Annotated in this window: 20 protein-coding genes; 2 read left to right on the top strand and 18 right to left on the bottom strand. The window is 54.3% G+C overall.

Annotated features, from left to right (window positions below; genetic code table 11):
• Positions 1 to 92 precede the first annotated feature (92 nt).
• The 14 genes from nuoN to lrhA all read right to left on the bottom strand — a co-directional run bounded on the left by nuoN (position 93) and on the right by lrhA (position 16,603).
• Entirely contained in the window at positions 93 to 1,550 is a 1,458-nt protein-coding gene (nuoN, locus tag BJ887_RS03080) for an NADH-quinone oxidoreductase subunit NuoN (RefSeq protein ID WP_014170990.1), read from the bottom strand.
• 6 nt (positions 1,551 to 1,556) lie between these two features.
• Positions 1,557 to 3,086 (bottom strand): NADH-quinone oxidoreductase subunit M, encoded by a 1,530-nt coding sequence (gene nuoM, locus BJ887_RS03075; protein WP_014170991.1) that lies wholly within the window; start codon positions 3,084 to 3,086, stop codon positions 1,557 to 1,559.
• 76 nt (positions 3,087 to 3,162) lie between these two features.
• A complete protein-coding gene (gene nuoL / locus BJ887_RS03070) occupies positions 3,163 to 5,004 on the bottom strand; it encodes an NADH-quinone oxidoreductase subunit L (protein WP_014170992.1) in 1,842 nt (613 codons plus the stop codon).
• Positions 5,001 to 5,303: an NADH-quinone oxidoreductase subunit NuoK gene (gene nuoK, locus BJ887_RS03065; RefSeq protein WP_003861496.1), complete on the bottom strand. Its 303-nt coding sequence runs from the start codon at positions 5,301 to 5,303 to the stop codon at positions 5,001 to 5,003. Before nuoK ends, nuoL begins: the two co-directional genes overlap by 4 nt.
• Positions 5,300 to 5,854: an NADH-quinone oxidoreductase subunit J gene (gene nuoJ / locus BJ887_RS03060; protein ID WP_121339230.1), complete on the bottom strand. Its 555-nt coding sequence runs from the start codon at positions 5,852 to 5,854 to the stop codon at positions 5,300 to 5,302. Before nuoJ ends, nuoK begins: the two co-directional genes overlap by 4 nt.
• 10 nt (positions 5,855 to 5,864) lie before the next feature.
• Entirely contained in the window at positions 5,865 to 6,407 is a 543-nt protein-coding gene (nuoI, locus tag BJ887_RS03055) for an NADH-quinone oxidoreductase subunit NuoI (RefSeq protein ID WP_003861491.1), read from the bottom strand.
• A 13-nt stretch (positions 6,408 to 6,420) separates the two neighbouring features.
• The gene (gene nuoH, locus BJ887_RS03050) at positions 6,421 to 7,398 is read right to left on the bottom strand and encodes an NADH-quinone oxidoreductase subunit NuoH (protein WP_014170994.1); all 978 of its coding nucleotides are present in this window, start codon (positions 7,396 to 7,398) and stop codon (positions 6,421 to 6,423) included.
• Entirely contained in the window at positions 7,395 to 10,121 is a 2,727-nt protein-coding gene (gene nuoG / locus BJ887_RS03045) for an NADH-quinone oxidoreductase subunit NuoG (protein ID WP_229216793.1), read from the bottom strand. Before nuoG ends, nuoH begins: the two co-directional genes overlap by 4 nt.
• Positions 10,122 to 10,174: 53 nt before the next feature.
• Positions 10,175 to 11,512, bottom strand: a complete 1,338-nt coding sequence (nuoF, locus tag BJ887_RS03040) for an NADH-quinone oxidoreductase subunit NuoF (protein WP_014170996.1) — start codon at positions 11,510 to 11,512, stop codon at positions 10,175 to 10,177.
• The gene (gene nuoE, locus BJ887_RS03035) at positions 11,509 to 12,009 is read right to left on the bottom strand and encodes an NADH-quinone oxidoreductase subunit NuoE (RefSeq protein WP_014170998.1); all 501 of its coding nucleotides are present in this window, start codon (positions 12,007 to 12,009) and stop codon (positions 11,509 to 11,511) included. The genes nuoF and nuoE overlap by 4 nt, the downstream gene beginning before the upstream one ends.
• A 2-nt stretch (positions 12,010 to 12,011) precedes the next feature.
• On the bottom strand, positions 12,012 to 13,814 hold the full coding sequence (gene nuoC, locus BJ887_RS03030) for an NADH-quinone oxidoreductase subunit C/D (RefSeq protein ID WP_014170999.1): 1,803 nt from the start codon (positions 13,812 to 13,814) through the stop codon (positions 12,012 to 12,014).
• 89 nt (positions 13,815 to 13,903) lie between these two features.
• On the bottom strand, positions 13,904 to 14,578 hold the full coding sequence (gene nuoB / locus BJ887_RS03025; RefSeq protein WP_003861482.1) for an NADH-quinone oxidoreductase subunit NuoB: 675 nt from the start codon (positions 14,576 to 14,578) through the stop codon (positions 13,904 to 13,906).
• A 15-nt stretch (positions 14,579 to 14,593) separates the two neighbouring features.
• On the bottom strand, positions 14,594 to 15,034 hold the full coding sequence (nuoA, locus tag BJ887_RS03020; RefSeq protein ID WP_014171000.1) for an NADH-quinone oxidoreductase subunit NuoA: 441 nt from the start codon (positions 15,032 to 15,034) through the stop codon (positions 14,594 to 14,596).
• A 630-nt stretch (positions 15,035 to 15,664) separates the two neighbouring features.
• Complete coding sequence (lrhA, locus tag BJ887_RS03015) at positions 15,665 to 16,603, bottom strand: transcriptional regulator LrhA (protein ID WP_025203584.1); 939 nt, start codon at positions 16,601 to 16,603, stop codon at positions 15,665 to 15,667.
• Between the two features lie 941 nt (positions 16,604 to 17,544).
• Between lrhA and alaA the strand changes: the two genes are divergently transcribed.
• Positions 17,545 to 18,759, top strand: coding sequence for an alanine transaminase AlaA (gene alaA / locus BJ887_RS03010; RefSeq protein ID WP_014171002.1), 1,215 nt, complete (start codon positions 17,545 to 17,547; stop codon positions 18,757 to 18,759).
• 93 nt (positions 18,760 to 18,852) lie between these two features.
• Positions 18,853 to 19,452: a 5'-deoxynucleotidase gene (gene yfbR / locus BJ887_RS03005; RefSeq protein WP_014171003.1), complete on the top strand. Its 600-nt coding sequence runs from the start codon at positions 18,853 to 18,855 to the stop codon at positions 19,450 to 19,452.
• A 40-nt stretch (positions 19,453 to 19,492) separates the two neighbouring features.
• Here the strand turns inward: yfbR and BJ887_RS03000 are convergent, their stop codons facing one another.
• From BJ887_RS03000 to yfbV, 4 genes are all read right to left on the bottom strand, one after another.
• Positions 19,493 to 21,325: an SLC13 family permease gene (locus BJ887_RS03000; protein WP_014171004.1), complete on the bottom strand. Its 1,833-nt coding sequence runs from the start codon at positions 21,323 to 21,325 to the stop codon at positions 19,493 to 19,495.
• Between the two features lie 75 nt (positions 21,326 to 21,400).
• Positions 21,401 to 22,060: a sugar phosphatase gene (locus tag BJ887_RS02995; RefSeq protein WP_059305524.1), complete on the bottom strand. Its 660-nt coding sequence runs from the start codon at positions 22,058 to 22,060 to the stop codon at positions 21,401 to 21,403.
• Between the two features lie 11 nt (positions 22,061 to 22,071).
• Positions 22,072 to 22,566 carry a YfbU family protein gene (locus BJ887_RS02990; protein ID WP_020883140.1) on the bottom strand — a complete coding sequence of 165 codons (495 nt, stop codon included), beginning with the start codon at positions 22,564 to 22,566 and terminating at the stop codon, positions 22,072 to 22,074.
• A 92-nt stretch (positions 22,567 to 22,658) separates the two neighbouring features.
• Complete coding sequence (yfbV, locus tag BJ887_RS02985; RefSeq protein WP_008502875.1) at positions 22,659 to 23,114, bottom strand: terminus macrodomain insulation protein YfbV; 456 nt, start codon at positions 23,112 to 23,114, stop codon at positions 22,659 to 22,661.
• Positions 23,115 to 23,257: the final 143 nt, after the last annotated feature.

The following is a 23,257-nucleotide window of genomic DNA, read 5'->3' as shown; positions in this document are numbered from 1 at the left end:
GCTCACGCCTTCCCGACAGGGCAAGGCCGCAAGCCAACAAAAAACCCGCCGAGGCGGGTTTTTTTATTCACTGCGGTCAAACAGCAACGTGATTACATCAGCGGCATCGCGTGCTGCACGATGGTGATCAGCGGCTGTGGATAGATACCGAAGATCAGTACCAGCAGCGCGGAGATCAGTACCACGATACCACCGGCGCTGTACTGCCAGTTACGCGGCGCATCGCGGTTCAGTTGCTGAGGTGCACTCAGATACAGACTCACGGCCACACGCAGGTAGTAGTAGAGACCGATTGCAGAGCCGATAACCACGCCCGCCGTCAGCCACCACAGGTGTGCCTGCACACCCACTGCCAGCACGTAGAACTTACCGATAAAGCCCAGCGTCATCGGAATACCCGCCAGAGAGAGCATCATTACGGTCATAACGGCGGACAGAATCGGACGGTGCCAGAACAGACCACGGTAGGAGAACAGGGAATCTGCATCCGGACCACGGTACGGGCTGGACATCAGGCTCACCACGCCGAACGCGCCGAGGCTGCTGAACAGGTAACCGGCCAGGTAAACACCGACGGTCTCCATCGACATCTCACCGCTCTGCAGCGCAATCAGTGCCACCATCAGGTAGCCCAGATGGGAGATAGATGAGTAGCCCAGCAGACGTTTAATGTTGGTCTGGCTCAGCGCCATCAGGTTACCGAAGATGATGGAAGCAAACGCGATGATGCCCAGCACCACGCGAACCGCTTCGCTGTCACCCACCGGCGCATACAGGAACAGACGCATCACCACCCCGAAGATAGCGATTTTGCTCGCCGTCGCCAGGAAGGTTGAGACAGGAGCAGGCGCGCCCTGGTAGACGTCTGGCGTCCACAGGTGGAACGGAACCAGAGAGAGCTTAAAGCCAAGGCCAACAATCATCATGCCCAGACCCGCCAGCAGCAGCGGTTCGTGCAGCATACCGTCGCCGAGGCTCTTGCCGAGCGCCATGAAAGAGAGGTTTCCGGACTGTGCGTACAGCAGCGCGATACCAAACAGCAGGAAAGACGACGCGGCAGCAGACAGAATGGTGTACTTGATGCTCGCTTCCAGAGAACGTTTCTGACGGAAGGCGTAACCAATCAGACCGAACAGCGGCAGAGAGATAAGCTCAATACCGAGGAACAGCGCAGCCAGATGGTTCGCATTCGCCAGCAGAATACCGCCCAGCGCGGCAATCAGTACCAGCAGGTAAAACTCTTCTTTGTTGTCGTTGTAGCCTTCCAGCCATGGGTACGCAAACGTACAGGTTGCCAGGCTCGCCAGCAGAACCAGACCCGAGTACAGCATGGCATAGCCGTCAACGCGCATCAGTGGAGTGACGTCCATCGCCCCGCCCTGGCCAACAAACCAGAGAGAGACTAATGCGGCGTTCAGACCGATGACCGACAGCGTGGCATTCAGGAAGTGATTGCGTCGCCACGCAATGGAGAGCATCACAACCACCACCGTCAATCCGACGATCAGCAGCGGTAGCAGCGCGATCAGTTGTTGTGGAGTTATTGTCATGGCGAATTACGGCCTTGTAGTAGAAGCAGAATTAACAAACCACTGCTGGATATTCCCCATCGCGGAGTGCGAGGTATCCAGAATTGGCTGCGGGAAGAAGCCCAACAGCACCAGCAGTACGACCAGCAGCAGGATGATGAACAGCTCACGCAGCGACATCCCCGGCAGTTCTTTTGCAGCAATTTCGCTCTTCGCTTTACCGAAGTAAGCGCGATGCAGCATCGCCAGCGAGTAAACGGAAGCGAACACCAGACCAAAGGTGGAGATCACGGTAATGACCGGCACCACTTTGAAGCTGCCGAACAGAATCATAAATTCGCCGACGAAGTTACCGGTGCCTGGCATACCCAGCGTGGCCACCGCGAAGAACATAGAGAGCGCTGGCAGCCATTTAATTTTGCTCCACAGACCGCCCATCATACGCATGTCACGGGTGTGAAGACGTTCGTACAGCTGACCACACAGGATGAAGAGACCGGCTGCGGACAGACCGTGCGCAATCATCTGGATAACCGCCCCCTGGTAAGCCAGCTGGCTGCCGGTGTAGATGGCAATCAGTACAAAGCCCATGTGGGAAACGGAGGTGTACGCAATCAGACGTTTAATGTCGTACTGCGTGAAGGCCATCCAGGCACCGTAGAAGATACCGATCACACCAAGCCACATCGCAATTGGCGCGAACTCAGCGGACGCATTCGGGAACAGCGGCAGAGCGAAACGCAGCAGACCGTAGGCCGCGGTTTTCAGCAAGATCCCCGCCAGGTCAACGGAACCCGCCGTTGGCGCCTGTGAGTGCGCGTCTGGCAGCCAGCCGTGCAGGGGAACCACCGGCATTTTCACCGCGAAGGCAATGAAGAAGCCCAGCATCAGCAGGTATTCCACACCGTGAGACATCGGGGTCTTCAGCAGGTCTTCATAGTTGAAGGTCCAGATACCGGTCGCGGTGTGGTGAACAAACACCAGCGCCAGAATCGCAATCAACATCACCAGACCGCTCGCCTGGGTATAGATGAAGAACTTGGTTGCCGCCGTGATACGCGTTTTACCGTCGGACGCCTTATGGCCCCACAGCGCGATCAGGAAGTACATCGGCACCAGCATCATCTCCCAGAAGAAGAAGAACAGGAACATGTCGATGGCAAGGAATACGCCGATAACGCCGCCCAGGATCCACATCAGGTTCAGGTGGAAGAAGCCCTGGTATTTTTCAATTTCTCGCCAGGAGCACAGTACCGCCAGAACGCCGAGCAGACCCGTCAGCACCACCATCAGCAGCGACAGACCGTCGATAGCCAGGTGAATGGTTATCCCAAAACGCGGGATCCACGGCAGAATAAATTCAGACTGCCACTGCGGAATCCCCGCAGACTGCGTCAGAGAGTAGCCACCCTGCAACCACAGTTGCAGACCAAGCGCGAGCGTCAATCCCATGGTGATCAGCGCGATCCAGCGCGGCATCTTCACGCCAAAGCGTTCAGTCTGCCAGCACAGGAAGCCGCCGATGAAGGGAATTAATATTAGCCAGGGTAGTAACATGGCGATTTACATTCCTTTTTAAGGCCCCCAGCAGGGGCCTGATTTTCAACGAATTCGAATAAAATTCACTTAACGATCAACGCAACACCATCAGCAGCGCCAGCACGACAACCGCACCGATGCTCATGGACGCCACATACCAGCGCAGGTAACCGTTCTCGCTGAACAGCAGGCCTTTACCTGCAAAGCGGGAAAGGATCGCCGGGATATTCATCAGGGAGTTCAGCGGATCGCGTTTCAGCAGCCACGCAATGCCCAGGAACGGCTTGACGAAGATCATGTCGTACAGCCAGTCGAAGCCCCACGCGTTGTACCACCAGGTCCCCAGCAGGCGGCCTGGCGCACTGTTGGCAACGGCAGTCACCAGCGTACGTTTGCCCAGCCACAGCCATGCTGCGATCAGGATGCCCGCGATAGCGACCACGCCCGAGGTAATTTCAAGCGTCAGAACGCGACCGTGCTCAAGCTCGGTGGTGTCCGGCAGTACGCCCTGCAGCGGTGGCACAATCAGTGCGCCAACGAAGGTGGAGAGTACCAGCAGCACAATCAGCGGCAGGTGATGAGTAATCCCCTTCCCTGCGTGAGCGTGAATTTGTTCTTTACCGTGGAATACGATGAAAATCATACGGAAGGTATACAGGGAGGTCATGAACGCACCGACCAGACCCGCAACCATCAGATTGATATGACCATTCGCCATGGCACCGGCAAGGATTTCGTCCTTACTGAAGAAGCCCGCGGTAATCAGCGGCAGTGCCGCCAGCGCCGCGCCGCCCACCAGGAAGCAGACATAAACCAGCGGAATGGACTTACGCAGTCCGCCCATCTTGAAGATATTCTGCTCGTGGTGGCAGGCCAGAATCACGGAACCGGATGAGAGGAACAGCAGCGCTTTAAAGAACGCGTGCGTCATCAGGTGGAAAATGGCTGCGTCCCATGCCTGAACACCCAGTGCCAGGAACATATAACCAATCTGGCTCATGGTGGAGTACGCGAGAACGCGTTTGATGTCGGTTTGAACCAGCGCGGCAAAGCCTGCCAGCACCAGCGTTACCGCACCAACGATACCCACCAGATGCAGAATTTCCGGCGTCATCAGGAACAGACCATGCGTACGCGCAATCAGGTAGACCCCAGCGGTAACCATGGTTGCGGCGTGGATCAGCGCGGAGACAGGCGTTGGACCTGCCATCGCGTCGGCCAGCCATGTCTGCAACGGCAGCTGCGCGGATTTACCCACGGCACCACCCAGCAGCATCAGCGTTGCCCACCACAGCATGTCATTGCCGGCAGCGAAGTGCGCTGGCGCCAGTTCCACCATTTCGCGGAAATTCAGCGTGCCCAGTTCGTTGTAGAGAATGAACAGCGCGAAGGCGAGGAAGACGTCACCCACACGGGTCACGACAAACGCTTTCATGGCCGCTGCGCCATTCTTCGGATCGGTATAGTAGAAGCCGATCAGCAGATAAGAGCAGAGACCCACGCCTTCCCAGCCGAGATACATCAACAGCAGGTTATCGGCCAGCACCAGAACAACCATGCTCGCGATAAACAGGTTGGTGTAGGCGAAGAAGCGGGAGTAACCCTCTTCACCGCGCATATACCAGGAGGCAAACATGTGGATCAGGAAGCCCACGCCGGTTACCACGGAGAGCATAGTCAGAGAGAGACCATCCAGCACCAGGTTGAAACCGATGTTGAAATCACCGACCGACATCCAGGTCCACAGCGGTACGCTGAAGGCCTGACGCCCGTTGTTAAAGAAGTCGATACCCGCATACGCTGTCACCAGCGCAGCCAGACCCACAGAGCCCATGCCGACGGTGGCGGACAGATTCTCAGACCAGCGGCCACGAGAAAACGCCAGCAGCACGAAGCCAATCAGCGGAAAAATAATGGTTAAGGCAAGCATGTTCATCCACGCAACTCACTTACTGAATCGATGTTCAGGTTCTGGCGGCGACGATGGAGCTGCAGTAACAGCGCCAGGCCAATACTCGCTTCGGCAGCCGCGAGGCTGATGGCGAGAATGTACATCACCTGACCATCGGTCTGGCCCCAGTAGCTTCCGGCGACCACGAAGGCCAGCGCGGAGGCGTTAATCATGATTTCCAGACCGATCAGCATAAACAGCAGATTGCGGCGGATAACCAGACCGGTTAAGCCCAGAACGAATAAAATCGCAGCGAGGATCAGTCCATGTGTTAAGGGGATCATGCGCGTTCCTCCGTTTTTCTTTTCGCGCGGTCGTCAGTGCGGTTGCTCAGCAACTCACCAGCACGCTCTTCGCGGCCAACGTGGAAGGCAACAACCAGGCCCGCCAGCAGCAGCATAGAGGCCAGTTCAACCGCCAGGACGTATGGGCCAAACAGCGTAATACCCACCTCTTTAGCGCCGATTAGCGTGCCGTCGATGCCCTGATCATTCACACCCAGAATGGCGTAAACAATGACCACCAGCATGATGGCCGACAGGATCGCCGGGCCAATCCAGACCTGCGGTTTTAACCACTGACGTTCCTGCTCAATTTCAGAGCCACCCAGGTTCAGCATCATCACCACGAAGACGAACAGCACCATGATGGCCCCGGCGTAGACGATGATCTCCAGCGCACCAGCAAAGTGCGCGCCCAGCGCAAAGAACACCCCGGAAATAGCCAGCAGCGAGATAATTAAGTACAGCAGCGCATGCACCGGATTGGTGTGCGTAATCACTCGCAGCGTAGCCAGGATGGCGATAAGGCCACAGATATAAAAAGCGAATTCCATTGCCCTCTCCTTACGGTAACAGGCTCTTGACGTCGATAGGCTTAGCTTCGTTCTCTGCTTCGCCCTTATCTTTGCCGTCGATTGCCATACCCGCCATCCGGTAGAAGTTATATTCCGGGTATTTGCCCGGACCGGAAATCAGCAGATCCTCTTTCTCGTACACCAGGTCCTGACGCTTATACTCACCCAGTTCGAAGTCCGGGGTCAGCTGAATCGCCGTGGTTGGGCACGCTTCTTCACACAGACCGCAGAAAATGCAGCGTGAGAAGTTGATGCGGAAGAACTCAGGATACCAGCGGCCATCTACCGTCTCTGCTTTCTGCAGAGAGATACAGCCCACCGGACACGCTACCGCACACAGGTTACAGGCAACGCAGCGCTCTGAACCGTCCGGATCGCGCGTCAGCACGATACGGCCACGGTAGCGCGGCGGCAGATATACCGGCTCTTCCGGGTACATCCGGGTTTCGCGTTTGGCAAACGCGTGCAGGCCGATCATCCAGATACTGCGTACCTGAGTGCCGAAACCTACCAATAATTCTTTTAAGGTCATGGTCTATAGCCCCTTATGGCTGCTGCCAGAGAATGACAGCCGCCGTTACCAGCAAGTTGATGAGCGTCAGCGGCAGGCACACTTTCCAGCCGAAGGACATTACCTGGTCATAACGCGGACGCGGTAACGCTGCGCGAATCAAAATGAACATCATCATGAAGAACGCGGTTTTCAGCGCGAACCAGATGAACGGCGGTAAGAACGGGCCATGCCAGCCACCAAAGAACAGCGTTACCATCAACGCGGAAATGGTGACAATACCGATGTACTCGCCCACGAAGAACAGACCGAATTTCATACCGGAATATTCGATGTGGTAACCGTCGGCCAGTTCCTGTTCGGCTTCTGGCTGGTCAAACGGGTGACGGTGACACACCGCCACGCCCGCGATAGCAAAGGTAATAAAACCAAAGAACTGCGGGATAACGTTCCAGATGTCAGCCTGGTTGTTGACGATGTCGGTCATGTTGAATGAACCGGCTTGCGCCACCACACCCATCAGGGAAAGCCCCAGGAATACTTCGTAGCTCAGCGTCTGCGCAGAAGCACGCATCGCACCCAGCAGGGAGTATTTGTTGTTACTGGACCAGCCCGCGAACAGCACCGCATACACGGCGAGGCCTGCCATCATCAGGAAGAACAGAATGCCGATGTTCAGGTCAGCCACCACCCAGGTCGGGCTGACAGGAACAATCGCGAACGCCAGCAGCAGCGAGGTAAAGGCGATCATCGGTGCCAGAGTAAAGATCACGCGGTCAGAGAAGCGCGGGATCCAGTCCTCTTTAAAGAACATCTTGATCATGTCCGCTACCAGCTGGAGTGAACCACCCCAGCCCACGCGGTTCGGTCCGTAACGGTTCTGGAACAGACCGAGCAGACGACGTTCACCAAAGCTCATGAACGCGCCGCAGGTGACGACCACCAGCAGGATAACTATCGCTTTCAGAATGCTCAGCAGGATGTCGATAAGATCCGGCGTTAACCAACTCATGCTTTTGCCTCCTGCAGATTATCAAGACGCGCACCCGCCAGTACCGGCGCGATGCCAGGCATACCCATCGGCAGACCCACCTGCCCTGCTGTCAGACTTTCAGAGATAATCAGCGGCAAGCTGATTGTCTGGCCATCATAGCTAAAGGCGATGTTCGCACCCGCGTTAACGCCAAGCTTCGCGGCATCTGCCGGGTTAAGCTTGATGTACGGTTGCGGCATGCGGCTCTGGAATACCGGAGAACGCTGGGACAATTCGTCACTGCCGAACAGATGGTAGTACGGCGCAATACGCCAGTTCCCTTCCTGCGCCTGGAAGCTCGCCGGCACGGTGGTGAAGAAGTCCAGACCGGTGTCGGAAGCTTCAATCAGACGCACGCCCGGGTCACCGTGGCGCAGAGAGCCGCCCACTTCAGCCTGGAATTTGTTCCATGCCTGCGGGGAGTTCCAGCCTGGTGCCCATGCGAACGGAACCTGAGAGCGCGGTGCAGACGGCTGGTTGTTCCCTTCCATTGAGAAGGCAAACATCGTGTCTTTATCCTGCGGCTGACGAGGTTCGTGAACGCTGATGTTGGCTCGCATCGCGGTACGACCGCTGTAACGGTGCGGCTCACGCGCCAGTTTCTGGCCACGAATACGGAAGCTTGCGTCAGGAGCCGCATCTTTGATGCCAGCCAGCTGAGGCAGTTTTTCCACGACCGCGTCGATAACATGGTCGAGCTGCGTCCAGTCCACTTCACGGCTCTGAACGGTGCTGTGCAGAGAGTGCAGCCAGCGCCAGCTTTCCAGCATTATGGTGTTGCTGTCGTAGTACGCCGGGTCATACACCTGGAAGAAACGCTGTGCGCGGCCTTCGTTGTTGATAACCGTACCGTCGCTTTCCGCGAAGCTTGCCGCAGAGAGCACCAGGTGCGCTTTGTCCATGATCGCGGTGCGCTGATGGTCAATAACCATCACCAGCGGCGCTTTGGAGAGCGCTGCGTCAACGCGTGCGGCAGAAGCATGGCGATGCAGGTCGTTTTCCAGCACCACAACGGCGTCAGCGGCACCGGATTCCAGTTCGCTTAACGCAGCTTCCAGAGAGCCACCGCCAATCATTCCCAGACCGATGCTGTTCACCGCACGGGCAATCATGGTCACGCCAACGTCTGCACCACGGCCTTTCAGCGCTTTAGCCACGTTCGCGGCAGCCTGAATGACCTCCGCGCTACCGGCGTTAGTCCCGGAAACAATCAGGGGTTTCTTCGCACCCGCCAGGGCCTGAACAATCACATCAACCTTGTTCTGCAGGTCGCGATCGAGACCTTCAACGGCCGGAGAATTGCTGTCCAGCGCATGAGCAATCGCAAAGCCAAGACGGGCCTGATCTTCAACCGGCGCGCAGTAGGTCCACGCCGCGATATCGTCCAGACGCGTGTTGTCGACGTTGGTCACAAACAGAGGATGCTTCGCACGCTGACCGATGTTGAGGATTGCCGCAATCTGCCAGTCAGCCACTTTCTGAGCCGCCGCCATTTCACGAGCTTTACCTTTGACCGCCTGACGAACCGCCAGGGCAGCGCGAGCGCCGGTCTGCGTCAAATCTTCACCCAGCACCAGAACCGCATCATAAGATTCAATTTCACGCAGCGCTGGGGTATGAATACCGCCTTCACGCAGCACTTTCAGTACCAGCTGCAGACGTTCCTGCTCGCCCTGAGCGATACCGGTGTAGAAGTTTTCCGCCCCAACCAGCTCACGCAGCGCGAAGTTACTTTCGATGCTGGCGCGCGGGGAGCCGATACCGATCACTTTCTTCGACTGGCGCAGAATATCTGCCGCGCCCTGCATCGCCTGTTCAGCGTTCAGGGTGATGAAGTCATCACCACGGCGTTGAACGGGCTGACGTGGACGGTCTTTCAGGTTCACGTAGCCGTAGCCGAAACGACCGCGGTCGCACAGGAAGTAATGGTTAACGGTACCGTTATAACGGTTTTCAATACGACGCAGTTCGCCATAGCGTTCACCCGGGCTGGTGTTACAGCCCAGCGAACACTGCTGGCAGATGCTTGGTGCAAACTGCATGTCCCACTTACGGTTGTAACGCTCGGAGTGAGTTTTATCGGTGAAGACGCCGGTTGGACAAATCTCGACCAGGTTACCGGAGAATTCGCTTTCCAGCGTACCGTCTTCCGGACGACCGAAGTAGACGTTGTCATGCGCGCCATACACGCCCAGATCTTGTCCGTCTGCGTAATCTTTGTAGTAACGCACGCAGCGGTAGCAGGCGATGCAGCGGTTCATTTCGTGAGAGATGAACGGCCCTAGATCCTGGTTGCGGTGGGTACGTTTGGTAAAGCGATAGCGACGGAAGCTGTGACCGGTCATTACGGTCATATCCTGAAGGTGGCAGTTACCGCCCTCTTCACAGACCGGGCAATCGTGCGGGTGGTTGGTCATCAACCATTCCACAACGCTTTCACGGAACTGTTTGGCTTCTTCGTCATCAATCGAAATAAAAGTGCCTTCGGTGGCTGGCGTCATACAGGACATCACCAGGCGACCACGCGTGTCTTCCGCGTTTTGATATTGCTTCACCGCACACTGGCGGCAAGCACCGACGCTGCCCAGCGCCGGATGCCAGCAAAAATACGGAATATCAAGGCCGAGCGACAGACAAGCTTCCAGCAGGTTGTCCGCCCCGTTGACCTCATACTCTTTGCCGTCTACATGAATCGTAGCCATTAGCATGCTTCCAGTTGGCTCAGTCGTAACTGAGCGTTAATCAAAATTCTGTTTTACCAGCGCGCTTTCAGCAGGTTCGGCTGAATCCCATTGATGGCATGGGTATTGCTGAACGGCTGCTTGATGCCTGCTTCGAATTCGTCGCGGAAATATTTAATCGCGCTCTGCAGTGGCTCAACGGCGCCTGGTGCGTGGGCACAGAAGGTTTTCCCTGGACCCAGGAATCGACACAGTTGCTCAAGTGTCTCGATATCGCCAGGCTGGCCTTCGCCACGTTCGATAGCACGCAGGATCTTCACGCTCCACGGCAGACCATCACGGCACGGTGTACACCAGCCGCAGGACTCGCGGGCAAAGAACTCTTCGAGGTTACGCACCAGCGATACCATGCCGATCTCGTGGTCGACGGCCATCGCCAGCGCCGTACCCAGACGGCTGCCTGCTTTACCAATGCTTTCGAATTCCATCGGCAGATCAAGATGGGCCTCGGTCAGGAAGTCGGTCCCTGCACCGCCTGGCTGCCAGGCTTTGAATTTCAGGCCATCACGCATGCCGCCAGCGTAGTCTTCAAGAATTTCACGTGCGGTGGTGCCAAACGGCAGTTCCCAGACGCCAGGGTTCTTCACGCGACCGGAGAAGCCCATCAGCTTGGTACCGGCATCTTTACTGTTCGAGATGCCCTGATACCACTCCACGCCATTGGCGAGGATTGCCGGGACGTTACACAGGGTTTCGACGTTGTTTACACAGGTCGGTTTACCCCAGACGCCAGAGCTTGCCGGGAAAGGTGGCTTGGAACGTGGGTTCGCACGGCGGCCTTCAAGGGAGTTAATCAGTGCGGTCTCTTCACCACAGATATAACGCCCTGCCCCGGTGTGCACGAACAGCTCGAAGTCAAAACCGGTGCCAAGGATGTTTTTACCCAACAGGCCCGCTTCAGTGGCTTCGGCAATCGCGCGACGCAGGTTTTCAGCCGCTTCGATGTATTCACCGCGCAGGAAGATGTAACCCCGGTACGCTTTCAGCGCGAACGCGGAGATCAGCATGCCTTCCACCAGCAGGTGCGGCAGCTGTTCCATCAGCAGGCGGTCTTTATAGGTGCCCGGTTCCATTTCATCAGCGTTACACAGCAGGTAACGGATGTTCATGGATTCGTCTTTTGGCATCAGGCTCCACTTCAGACCGGTGGAAAAGCCTGCGCCGCCGCGCCCTTTCAGGCCAGCGTCTTTGACCGCACTGACGATGTCGTCCGGCGCCATGCCGCCCAAGGCTTTACGCGCACCGGCATAGCCGTTTTTGCTCTGGTATTCGTCGAGCCATACCGGCTGTTTGTCATCACGCAGACGCCAGGTCAGTGGATGAGTTTCAGCAGTACGAATTACAGTTTTCATTTGTACTGCTCCAGCAGGTCAGGAATGGCTTCCGGCGTCAGATAACTGTGAGTATCCTCATCAATCATCATGGTCGGCCCCTTGTCGCAGTTCCCCAGGCAGCAGGTTGGCAGCAGCGTAAAGCGGCCATCGAACGTGGTCTGGCCTGGCTTGATATTGAGCTTTTTCTCAATCGCTGCCTGAATGCCCTGATAACCGGTAATGTGACAAACCACGCTGTCACAGTAGCGGATCACATGGCGACCCACCGGCTGACGGAAGATCTGGCTGTAGAACGTGGCTACGCCTTCTACGTCACTTGCCGGAATGCCCAGCACTTTTGCGATCTCATAGATCGCCCCATCCGGCACCCAACCACGCTGTTTCTGTACGATTTTCAGCGCTTCAATGGACGCCGCACGCGGGTCTTCGTAGTGGTGCATCTCGTGCTCAATAGCGGCACGTTCTGCTTCACTCAGCTCAAAAGCCTCGGTTTGTGGTTGTTGATTCTCGTGCATAATTAGCGGTCCACATCTGACATAACAAAATCGATACTACCCAGATACACAATCAAGTCGGAGACCAGACTGCCGCGGATGGCGGACGGGATCTGCTGCAGGTGCGCAAAGCTTGGTGTACGCACGCGGGTACGGTAGCTCATGGTGCTGCCGTCACTGGTCAGGTAGTAACTGTTAATACCCTTGGTCGCTTCAATCATCTGGAAGGATTCTTGCGCCGGCATGACCGGACCCCAGGAAACCTGCAGGAAGTGGGTGATCAGGGTTTCGATATGTTGCAGCGTGCGCTCTTTCGGCGGCGGCGTCGTCAGCGGGTGATCCGCCTTGAACGGGCCTTCCGGCATGTTGTTGAGGCACTGCTCAAGGATGCGCAGACTCTGGCGCAACTCTTCAACTTTCAGCATCACGCGGGTGTAGCAGTCGGAAACACCGCCGCCAACCGGGACTTCGAAGTCGAAGTTCTCATAGCCAGAGTAAGGACGGGCTTTACGCACGTCGAAATCAATACCGGTTGCGCGCAGACCCGCACCTGTCGTACCCCACTCCAGCGCTTCTTTCGCACCGTAGGCGGCAACGCCCTGGGAACGGCCTTTCAGGATGGTGTTACGCAGTGCGGCTTTCTCGTAAGAAGCCAGACGTTTTGGCATCCAGTCGAGGAATTCACGCAGGAGGCGCTCCCAGCCGCGCGGCAGATCGTGTGCCACACCGCCGATACGGAACCAGGCCGGGTGCATACGGAAACCGGTGATGGCTTCTACCAGATCGTAGATTTTCTGACGATCGGTAAAGGCAAAGAAGACCGGGGTCATCGCGCCAACGTCCTGAATGAACGTGGAGATATACAGCAGGTGGCTGTTGATACGGAACAGTTCGGAGAGCATCACGCGGATAACGTTAACGCGATCCGGTACGGTGATACCTGCCAGTTTCTCAACGGCCAGCACGTAAGGCATTTCGTTTACGCAACCGCCGAGGTACTCGATACGGTCGGTATACGGAATGTAGCTGTGCCAGGACTGACGCTCGCCCATCTTCTCAGCACCACGGTGGTGGTAACCGATGTCCGGTACGCAGTCGACAATCTCTTCGCCATCAAGCTGAAGAATAATACGGAAAGCACCGTGCGCAGAGGGGTGGTTTGGACCGAGGTTGAGGAACATGAAGTCCTCGTTTTCCGTCCCGCGTTTCATGCCCCAGTCTTCCGGCTTGAAGGTCAGCGCTTCCATCTCCAGATCCTGCTTGGCTTTCGTCAGCTCAAACGGGTCGAATTCAGTTGCACGTGCCGGGTAGTCTTTACGCAGCGGGTGGCCGGTCCACGTCTGCGGCATCATGATGCGCGTCAGATGCGGGTGGCCGTCGAAGGTCATCCCGAACATTTCCCAGGTTTCACGCTCATACCAGTTAGCGTTCGGGAAAAGTTTAGTGATCGTCGGCAGATGCATGTCGTTTTCAGACAATGCCACCTTGAGCATGATATCCGTATTACGGTCTATTGAGATCAGGTGGTAGAAAACGGAAAAATCCGCAGCAGGGAGACCCTGGCGGTGCGTACGCAGACGTTCATCCATGCCGTGTAAGTCAAACAGCATGACGTAAGGTTTTGGCAATTTCTTGAGGAAATCGACCACTTCCAGTAATTGCTCACGCTTCACCCAAACAACGGGTACCCCGGTGCGGGTCGCCTGAACAGTAAAGGCATCCGGCCCAAAACGGTTGCGCAGTTCGCCAATGACAGGGTCATCCAGATGATCCCGTGTTTGCCAGGCGGCTTCTTGCGCGGTTAAGTCGGTCATATTGTTCACCATTGCAAATGGTCCGTGGTGACTGTAGGGCGTGGCTTCGCGCTATTTGAGTAGTGATATGCGAAGGTTTACTCCATGCCCACAGGCGCAAATTAAATTTCGTCAGGCGTACGCAGATTGGTTACTGCAATACGTTCGCCGCGTTTACGCTCGCGCTCAGACTGCATGTTGGCGCGGTAAACACCCTGATCGCCAACCACCCAGGAGAGCGGACGACGTTCTTTACCGATAGACTCCTGCAGCAGCATCAGCGCCTGCATGTAAGCTTCCGGACGCGGCGGACAACCCGGGATGTAAACATCCACTGGAATAAACTTATCTACGCCCTGTACGACGGAATAAATGTCGTACATACCGCCAGAGTTTGCACATGCGCCCATGGAAATAACCCATTTTGGCTCCAGCATCTGGTCATACAGACGCTGAATAACAGGTGCCATCTTGGTAAAGCATGTACCTGCCACCACCATCAGGTCAGCCTGACGTGGGGAAGCACGCAGTACCTCTGCCCCAAAACGCGCAACGTCATGCACCGCAGTGAATGACGTCACCATTTCAACGTAGCAGCAAGAAAGGCCAAAGTTGTAAGGCCAGATGGAGTTCTTACGACCCCAGTTGACCATATCGTGCATGGCATGCTCGAGTTTGCCCATGTACACGCTTTTATTGACTTCTTGCTCCAGGGGGTCGGTTACGATCTCCTGTTTTTGCAGGGGGTAACGGTCATTCTCACCGTTAGGATCTATGCGGGTGAGCGTATAATCCATCTTATTGCCTCGCTGTTACTGCTGACGATTAGAGATACTGTTTTCCGGGTTGATGTGTTCACGACGTGAACGCGCAGGCGTCCAGTCAAGCGCGCCAATACGCACCAGATAAACCAGACCGGCCAGTAACACTAAAATGAAAATTGCGGCCTCGACAAAGCCCACCCAACCACTTTCGCGGATGGAAGTTGACCATGCGAAAAGGTAAAGCGCTTCCACGTCAAAGATGACGAAGAACATGGCTACCAGATAGAACTTGGCAGACAGGCGTAAGCGAGCGGAACCTACTGAATCAATACCTGATTCGAAAGGTGTGTTCTTGTGCCTTGCACGGGCGCGACCGCCCAGGAACCAGCCGCCGACTAACATCAGGCAGCACAGGCCAATGGCTACAATAAGAAAGATTGCGAATGCCCAGTGATGAGCGATGACTTCTGTGGATGTTGACATACTCATTGCTTACTCATCAAAAGTGATACCTACGACACTGCTCTTGCTGGCAGATGGGCATCACATCGATTCATGGGGAGGAACGAAAAACCTTACACTAACTGTCAGAAATGAGACGTAGACAGCAAAATGATGGGGTTTTTTACTCCTTTCTATAACCTTTTGTCAACTTTAACAAAGGTTTCTTCACATTAAATTACATCGAGCGATTCTCATTAACATTTGGTGCCCTTTAACCCTGGTGGGTACCTGAGTTTACGTCAAATGCATGTTGTTGAATCGTGTCCGTTTTGGAAGTAAAAAAAATAACCCTCCTATTTTGACAGGATTTGCCAACGATTCCTCCCCCCAAAGAGGAGTATTTTCTTGATCTGAGACACGCTTTTGTTAATTCACCCAAAAAACCAGCAACATATTTCCTGTTTTATTAACATCGAGGCGAGCTGGAGGGAGACTGAACGGGAAACGCACAACATTTGAACAAAAGTATTTATCTTACTGATAAATAGCGGCTATCCTGAAAATCCACGCGGTGATCGCGGGTATTACTGCCAAAAAAAAGCCACTGCAGGCGAAAATCGCGTGAGTGGCTTTTTTTTACATTTACAAATTGTTACCAGAATTTTGAGCTGTCGATCACTCAAAGTCCCCTTCAACGATCAGGGAATCATCCCCCCCTTCGGAGGTAACATGTTCGAACTGCCATGGATTATGGTAGTTTTCCATCGCCTCGAACACGACTTTCGCCAGTTCGTTATTGCTGGACGTATTGTGGCAGAGCAGATACTCCGTATCAGGCAAAGCAGGAAGACCATCTGATTTACCCAGTACGCGCAGATCCGGGCTCATCATTTCTACCGGACGGGCCGTTACCCCAAGCCCCGCTTTCACGGCAGCACGTACCGCTGGCAATGTGGAAGCCACATAAGCCAGACGCCATGGAATATTGGCCTCATTGAGCGCCGCCAGCACCATATCGCGGAACGGACTCGGATCATCCAGTAATACCAATGGAATTGGCTCACCTTTTTGCAGCACATATTCAGCAGCGCAATACCAATGGGTCGGAGACGTGCGCAACGTCAGGCAATTAAATTGCCCTGGACGGTGCGTGGTCACCACCAGATCGACCTTATTCTCATTTAACATCTCAATCATAAAAGCATTTCGTTTTACGCTAACGTCCAGCGCAAGCTTCGGATAAACCGAACTAATTCGATTGAGAAGAAATGGCAATATTGTGTCTGCTGACTCATCAGACGCACCTAACGTTAGCACCCCTTGCAGGTTGCTATACATTAATGACATACATGCTTCGTCATTAAAGCGAAGTATTTTCCTGGCATAACCCAGAAGCTGAATACCGTGTTCCGTTAAGAGCTTATTACGCCCGTGACGGGCAAAGAGCTCTTTACCAACCAGTTGTTCCAGCCGTTGCATTTGCTGGCTAACGGCGGACTGGGTTCGGCAAACGGCGGCAGCAGCAGCTGCAAAAGTGTTGAGATCGGCGACCGCAACAAACGTTCTCAGCAGATCGAGGTCGAGATTCATTATCGGACGATTTGCATTTATCATATCTTTTCACTTTCAGGTTGCTCGTGCGGAGCTGCCCGGGTTGAAGCTGTGTGTGTAACAGTTAAGCAATTCCCTCTGAAGGTTTTCCCTCGCATCCCGGCCCGGCAGACTGCCTGACAGATAGTTATTGTACTGTTTTAATATCAACAGTCAGAAAGCACGTTTCATGACGTTATTTTTATTCTCTTAAACGTTCAGGATATTTAGATGTTTGCAGGTTTATGTAAATTCCATTAAGGGTGATACACCCTTTCTGCCATCTTTCTCGCAGTGCTGTCAACGTAGCAGGAGATGTTTAACCCATTCCGGCCAGAGATAACTCTAACAATAACAATCAATTAATTCAGAAAACCTGTTCCACAAATACAAAACATATGTATCTGTGCCCAGCTTTCCTGAAAGACATCTTAACCCAAATCCACTTTATTTATAAGTCTTATTGCAATATTGCGGATTTATGAGGGTTGTTAAGCTTCTCAACTAATTTTATTAAAATTAACTAAAGTTGCATTTTGTCGGTTAATAATAAATAAATTTTAATTTAGATTAAGGCCATTCATTAATAACACTTAACATTAATTTCACATGAGTAACTTTTAGCCAATGCACACTATTACAACGCCACGTAACGAAGCATTCAGGTTTTACGAAAGGTCACTCAGCGTAACTGCCACGCAGGTTGCGGATATTATTTATTTTTATCAGCACAATATACAGCATTTATATTATTTAACAGCACAATAAACCTACTTTCACACCATTAACCTTACTTTACGTCAGTTAAATTGTTCGCTGATAGCGAAAAAGATTCACTCTATTTTCATTCACTCCACAAAATCTTCTCCTGCCCGCCCTTCAAAACGAAGCGAGGGGGGAGTACATTATTCCGTGCTGACTTCCACGGCAGGGAGTGGCAACAATCGCGAAAAGGTTAAAGGTTCATGTCCCCTATCGAAAAATCCAGCAAGCTAGATAACGTCTGTTACGACATCCGTGGCCCGGTTCTGAAAGAGGCTAAACGCCTTGAAGAAGAAGGCAATAAGGTTCTGAAACTCAACATTGGTAACCCTGCGCCATTTGGTTTTGAAGCGCCGGATGAGATTCTGGTTGATGTGATCCGCAACCTGCCCACTGCGCAAGGCTATTGCGATTCAAAAGGACTTTACTCCGCACGAAAAGCCATCATGCAGCACTACCAGGCGCGCGATATGCGTGATGTTACCGTTGAAGATATCTATATCGGCAACGGCGTCTCTGAGCTGATCGTGCAGGCCATGCAGGCGCTGCTGAACAGCGGCGACGAAATGCTGGTTCCCGCGCCGGATTATCCGCTGTGGACGGCGGCCGTATCCCTGTCCAGCGGTAAAGCCGTGCACTATCTTTGCGATGAGTCCTCTGACTGGTTCCCGGATCTCGATGATATTCGTGCGAAAATTACCCCACGCACGCGCGGCATCGTCATTATTAACCCGAACAACCCAACGGGCGCGGTCTACTCAAAAGAGCTGCTGATGGAGATCGTGGAGATCGCCCGCCAGCACAACCTGATCATCTTTGCCGACGAAATTTACGACAAGATCCTGTATGACGCGGCGCAGCACCACTCTATCGCCGCACTGGCTCCGGACCTGCTGACCGTGACTTTTAACGGCCTGTCTAAAACCTACCGTGTGGCCGGTTTCCGTCAGGGCTGGATGGTCTTAAACGGCCCGAAAAAACATGCGAAAGGCTATATTGAAGGGCTGGAAATGCTCGCCTCTATGCGTTTATGTGCCAACGTGCCGGCGCAGCATGCTATCCAGACCGCACTCGGCGGCTATCAGAGCATCAGCGAGTTTATCGTGCCGGGCGGGCGTTTATATGAGCAGCGTAACCGCGCGTGGGAGCTTATCAACGATATTCCAGGCGTCTCCTGCGTGAAGCCGAACGGCGCGCTCTACATGTTCCCGAAAATCGACGCGAAACGCTTTAATATTCATGACGACCAGAAGATGGTGCTCGATTTCCTGCTGCAGGAAAAAGTGCTGCTGGTTCAGGGTACCGCCTTTAACTGGCCGTGGCCGGATCACGTGCGTATCGTTACCCTGCCGCGTGAAGATGACCTCGAGATGGCCATCAGCCGCTTTGGACGTTTCCTCTCAGGTTACCACCAGTAATCTTAAAATCAGGCTACTTCGGTAGCCTGATTTGCATCTTGCCTCCCCTCCCCGCACAATGAAGTCTGTCGCAGTGAAGACAAAAGGTAACCTATGAGTCAGAGTCATTTCTTTGCCCACCTCTCCCGCCTTAAACTGATCAACCGCTGGCCGCTGATGCGCAATGTCCGCACCGAGAATGTGTCGGAGCACAGTCTGCAGGTTGCGATGGTCGCTCACGCTCTGGCTGCCATTAAAAACCGGAAATTCAACGGGCAGGTTAACGCTGAACGTATTGCCCTGCTGGCGATGTATCACGATGCCTCGGAAGTGCTGACCGGGGATTTACCGACACCCGTGAAATATTTCAACTCGCAGATAGCCCAGGAATATAAGGCCATTGAGAAGATTGCTCAGCAGAAACTGATCGACATGGTGCCGGACGAGCTGCGCGATATTTTTGAGCCGTTGATTGATGAGCATCAGTACACGGAAGAGGAAAAATTGCTGGTTAAGCAGGCGGATGCGCTATGCGCTTACCTGAAATGTCTGGAAGAGCTGTCCGCGGGGAATAACGAATTTCTGCTGGCGAAAACGCGTCTGGAAAAAACGCTGGAATCACGCCGCAGCGAAGAGATGGATTATTTCATGCAGGTGTTTGTGCCGAGCTTCCATTTGTCGCTGGACGAGATCAGTCAGGACTCCCCTCTCTGACGGTATGCCGGGTCGCGACATCGCCACCCGGCATCAGGGTTTAAAACGGGAACAGCACGGGAATCAGTATCACGCACACCACCATCACCAGCACGGTGAAGGGCACGCCTATCTTCACAAAATCACTGAATTTGTAATTTCCCGGGCCAAGCACCAGCGTATTGACCGGTGACGAGACCGGAGTCATAAACGCTGCAGATGCCGCCATAGCGACGATCATGGCAAACGGGTACGGCGAAACCCCCATTGATTTCGCCATCGCCAGTGCAATGGGTGCCATCAGGACTGCCGTGGCCGTATTGGAGATAAACAGGCCTATCGTGGCGCACATGATAAACAGGCAGACCAGCATCATGTAAGGCCCGTATCCACCGCCTGCGTCCATGAGTCCCTTGACGATCAAATCCACCCCACCGGTTTTTTGTAACGCCAGGGCAAAGGGCATCATCCCGACAATCAGAATGATGCTCGGCCAGTGAATGGCTTTGTAGGCGCTTTCGGCATCAATACAGCGGAATTTCCCCATCAGAAGACAGGCGATAATGGCCGCAATGGGGTTTGGAATTTCGTCAGTCAGCATCAGTGCGACCATCAACACCAGGCAAAAAATCGCATGCGGTGCCTGGCTGTGCGCCGGAGAAGCATCGCTCTCTTCAACCGGCATATTAAGTACCACAAAGTCGCGGCCTTTCTGCCCGAGCTGACCGATCAGTTTCCAGTTGCCGACGACCAGGAAGATATCACCGAGCAGGATAGGCTCATCCACTACCGCCCCTTCCATCGCCACGCCATCACGCTTTAAGCCCACCACGTTTAGCCCATAGCGGGTCCTGAAGCCGATTTCGCGCACGGTTTTACCCAGTAATTCTGATTCCGGGATCAGCGACACTTCGGCCATGCCGACATCCAGCGCCTGGTCTGAGAAATACTCCCCACGTAGCACCATGGGTTCCAGCAACTGTTCACTGCAAAACTCGCGCAAATCGACATCGGCGGTGGACATATCAATCAGCAAAACGTCGCGTGCACGGAATTCCGACACCCCGTTGACGTTAACAATCACCCGCCGAAAACGACGCCAGCGCTCTACGCCGATCACGTTCGCGCCATAGCGCTCGCGCAGCTTCAGGTCGTCAAGACGCTGGCCAATGAGGGGCGAGCCGGGGCGGATAGCCAGACGGCGCGCTCGCCCGGTCAGACGATACTCTTTGATCAGATCGCGGAAGGTCCGTCGTTTCCAGCCGTCTTTGCTTTTATCCTGTTTTTCCCCCTTCAGGGCAAAACGGGTTAACAGCATGTAGACCACGCCCAGCACCAGAATCACCAGTCCAAGTGGGGTCACGCTGAAAAAGCTAAAGCCTTCAAACCCTTCGCGGATTAGCTCACTGTTGACGACCAGGTTCGGCGGGGTCGCCACCAGCGTCATCATCCCGCTGATAAGACCGGCAAAGCTCAGAGGCATCATCAGGCGCGACGGCGAGGTTTGCATCCGCATGGAGACGCTCAGCACCACCGGGATAAAGATGGCGACGACGCCCGTGGAGCTCATAAACGCCCCCAGCCCGGCAACCGTCAGCATCAGGTAGATCAACATTTTGGTTTCGCTGTTGCCGGCCACCTTGACCAGCCACGACCCCATAATGGTCGCCACGCCGGTGCGCACCAGCCCGTCGCCAATAATAAACAGGGCGGCAATCAGGATAACGTTGGGATCACTAAATCCGGAGAAAGCCTCCGGAAGCGTGAGCGTACCGCTCAGCACAAAGGCAACGATGACAAACAAGGCGATGGCATCCATGCGCACCTTGCCTGAGGCAAAGAGAAGGATGGCGATTAAAAGCAGGCTCAGGACCCAAATCAGTTCACCGTTCACAACATATCCTTGTCAGTGGAGGAGACAAAATTTTGCCATAAAAAAGCCCCAACAATGTGGGGCTATATCATGGGATTACATTTTAAGCGAGACGGTTACAACTCCGTCCGGTGCCTTCGCAACGTTAATCGCCGTCAGCGTGTTAAGCACCAGATCCGCCTCGTTCAGGCGGGGTGAACCCGCCGGAACATTAACGGCGATGACGTGGCTTCCGGCGTTCAACCCCGCCAGGACGCCTGCGGCCGCATCCTCCACCACCACACAATCGGCTGGTGCCAGGCCAAGCAGTTCGGCACCGAGCAAAAAGGCATCCGGTTCAGGCTTGCCGCGCTTCACGCGCTCTGCCGTGATAAACACTTCGGGCGTCGGTAACCCTGCGGCCTTGTGGCGGGCATGGGCAACGGGCACCGAGCCGGAGGTGACGATCGCCCACGGGATTTGGGCTTCGTTCAGATGTTCAAGCAGTTCAAGCGCCCCCGGCAGCGCTGTGATGCCATCCGTGTCGGTGGCTTCAATGTGCTCAAGATAGCTGAACTCCGCCTGAATCTCTTCCTCAGAACGTCCTGCTAAGAAGTGCCGCAATGAGGTTATGGCCTGTTTGCCATGGATAAAATTCAGTACTTCCTGATGGTCAATGCCATGTCTGTCCGCCCAATGGCACCATGAACGCTCCACAACCGGCAGCGAATCCACCAGCGTACCGTCCAAATCAAACAGAAAACCTCTACACTGCACAAGCACCTCCGTCAGGCATTAATAATTTGTTGAATCTCATTGTTACTTAAATGGTACTGGCGCGGGCAGGCGTGCCAGACGCTCAGCATGCGCTGATATTTTTCCCACATTGGGGTCTGCGCATTGAAGCCGTGTGTGCCCGCGTCAAAATGGGTATAGCGCCCTTCCGTATTCACCATAAAACGCACATAGCTCAGATAACGCGCTTCCGTTGCGGCATCAAAGCCCAGGAAGGTGACGCGACGTTCGTCAATGGACTGCTGATCTTTGAGATTGGTCCAGGAAACATGCAGGGCGTGATACATCTCCATAATGTCGATCACGGTGCGGCAGGTTTCTTCTTTCATCTCACCAAACTCGCGGTCCAGTTCACGCATCTGCAAACCAAAGCCACGTTCGACGATTGTCTGCAGGCGGCTGTAGCGCTCAGCGTTATCGGGATCAAGCATAGTCATCATTTTGTACTGGTTGGACAAAATCAGACGTTGAGCATGGGTCATTTCCATCTTTCGACTCCTGTAGCGCATTGCACTGTAAAAAAAAGACACGGTAACGGTGAGTTACTGTGCCTTCTTTTATTCGTCGTTTCGATGATCAATCACAAGTCATCGAGGAATGTTTTGTCGAGTTGCTTAAAAGCGCGCTTGAGCGTGTCAGCCAGCGCCTGGTAATCGGGCTTGCCTTCGACCGGGGCAAGCGCCTGCCCGGCTTCCTCCAGTTTCCCGCGAACTTCATAAAACCAGTGTAAAATAGAAGGCGGGAGTGGCGTGATAGAACGTTTACCTAACCACCACAGACCCTGCATCGGCAGACTTAACGCGAAAAGTGCCGTCGCAACGGCCGGGCCAAGCTGCCCACCCAGCGCGATTTGCCAGCAGAGCGTAAAGATGGCGACAGGTGGCATAAAGCGAATCGCATAGCGCGTGGCGCGGATCGTGCGATTCTCAATAAACATGGGCGCAAGGCGCTTTTCCATTGGCCACGTCTTTGCGTAATGCTGTCCCCGACGAAACAGACTGAAAAAATTCACGGACGGGTTCTCTGGTGTCGACATGGCTGTACCTCAACTTCACATATAAAAATTAAAATTTTCGTGCAAAACCACAACAGGCTATGACAACGTTCAAAATATTTTGTCATCAGCACCCCGTATCGGGTATTCTGTGCCAGCCTGATAGGCCCTTAGACGAGAACCAT

Source organism: Enterobacter sp. WPR_3_1, from assembly GCF_003635055.1.
Taxonomy (GTDB): Bacteria; Pseudomonadota; Gammaproteobacteria; order Enterobacterales; family Enterobacteriaceae; genus Enterobacter; species Enterobacter ludwigii.
This window is presented reverse-complemented; position numbering and strand designations above follow the sequence as displayed.

Coding starts and splice junctions, on each gene's coding strand:
- nuoB (WP_003861482.1), bottom strand. CDS start 14,578: ATGGATTATACGCTCACCCGCATAGATCCTAACGGTGAGAATGACCGT.
- yfbV (WP_008502875.1), bottom strand. CDS start 23,114: ATGTCGACACCAGAGAACCCGTCCGTGAATTTTTTCAGTCTGTTTCGT.
- nuoL (WP_014170992.1), bottom strand. CDS start 5,004: ATGAACATGCTTGCCTTAACCATTATTTTTCCGCTGATTGGCTTCGTG.
- nuoG (WP_229216793.1), bottom strand. CDS start 10,121: ATGGCTACGATTCATGTAGACGGCAAAGAGTATGAGGTCAACGGGGCG.
- nuoN (WP_014170990.1), bottom strand. CDS start 1,550: ATGACAATAACTCCACAACAACTGATCGCGCTGCTACCGCTGCTGATC.
- nuoK (WP_003861496.1), bottom strand. CDS start 5,303: ATGATCCCCTTAACACATGGACTGATCCTCGCTGCGATTTTATTCGTT.
- nuoJ (WP_121339230.1), bottom strand. CDS start 5,854: ATGGAATTCGCTTTTTATATCTGTGGCCTTATCGCCATCCTGGCTACG.
- yfbR (WP_014171003.1), top strand. CDS start 18,853: ATGAGTCAGAGTCATTTCTTTGCCCACCTCTCCCGCCTTAAACTGATC.
- nuoA (WP_014171000.1), bottom strand. CDS start 15,034: ATGAGTATGTCAACATCCACAGAAGTCATCGCTCATCACTGGGCATTC.
- BJ887_RS02990 (WP_020883140.1), bottom strand. CDS start 22,566: ATGGAAATGACCCATGCTCAACGTCTGATTTTGTCCAACCAGTACAAA.
- nuoC (WP_014170999.1), bottom strand. CDS start 13,814: ATGGTGAACAATATGACCGACTTAACCGCGCAAGAAGCCGCCTGGCAA.
- nuoI (WP_003861491.1), bottom strand. CDS start 6,407: ATGACCTTAAAAGAATTATTGGTAGGTTTCGGCACTCAGGTACGCAGT.
- nuoF (WP_014170996.1), bottom strand. CDS start 11,512: ATGAAAACTGTAATTCGTACTGCTGAAACTCATCCACTGACCTGGCGT.
- nuoE (WP_014170998.1), bottom strand. CDS start 12,009: ATGCACGAGAATCAACAACCACAAACCGAGGCTTTTGAGCTGAGTGAA.
- nuoH (WP_014170994.1), bottom strand. CDS start 7,398: ATGAGTTGGTTAACGCCGGATCTTATCGACATCCTGCTGAGCATTCTG.
- nuoM (WP_014170991.1), bottom strand. CDS start 3,086: ATGTTACTACCCTGGCTAATATTAATTCCCTTCATCGGCGGCTTCCTG.
- lrhA (WP_025203584.1), bottom strand. CDS start 16,603: ATGATAAATGCAAATCGTCCGATAATGAATCTCGACCTCGATCTGCTG.
- alaA (WP_014171002.1), top strand. CDS start 17,545: ATGTCCCCTATCGAAAAATCCAGCAAGCTAGATAACGTCTGTTACGAC.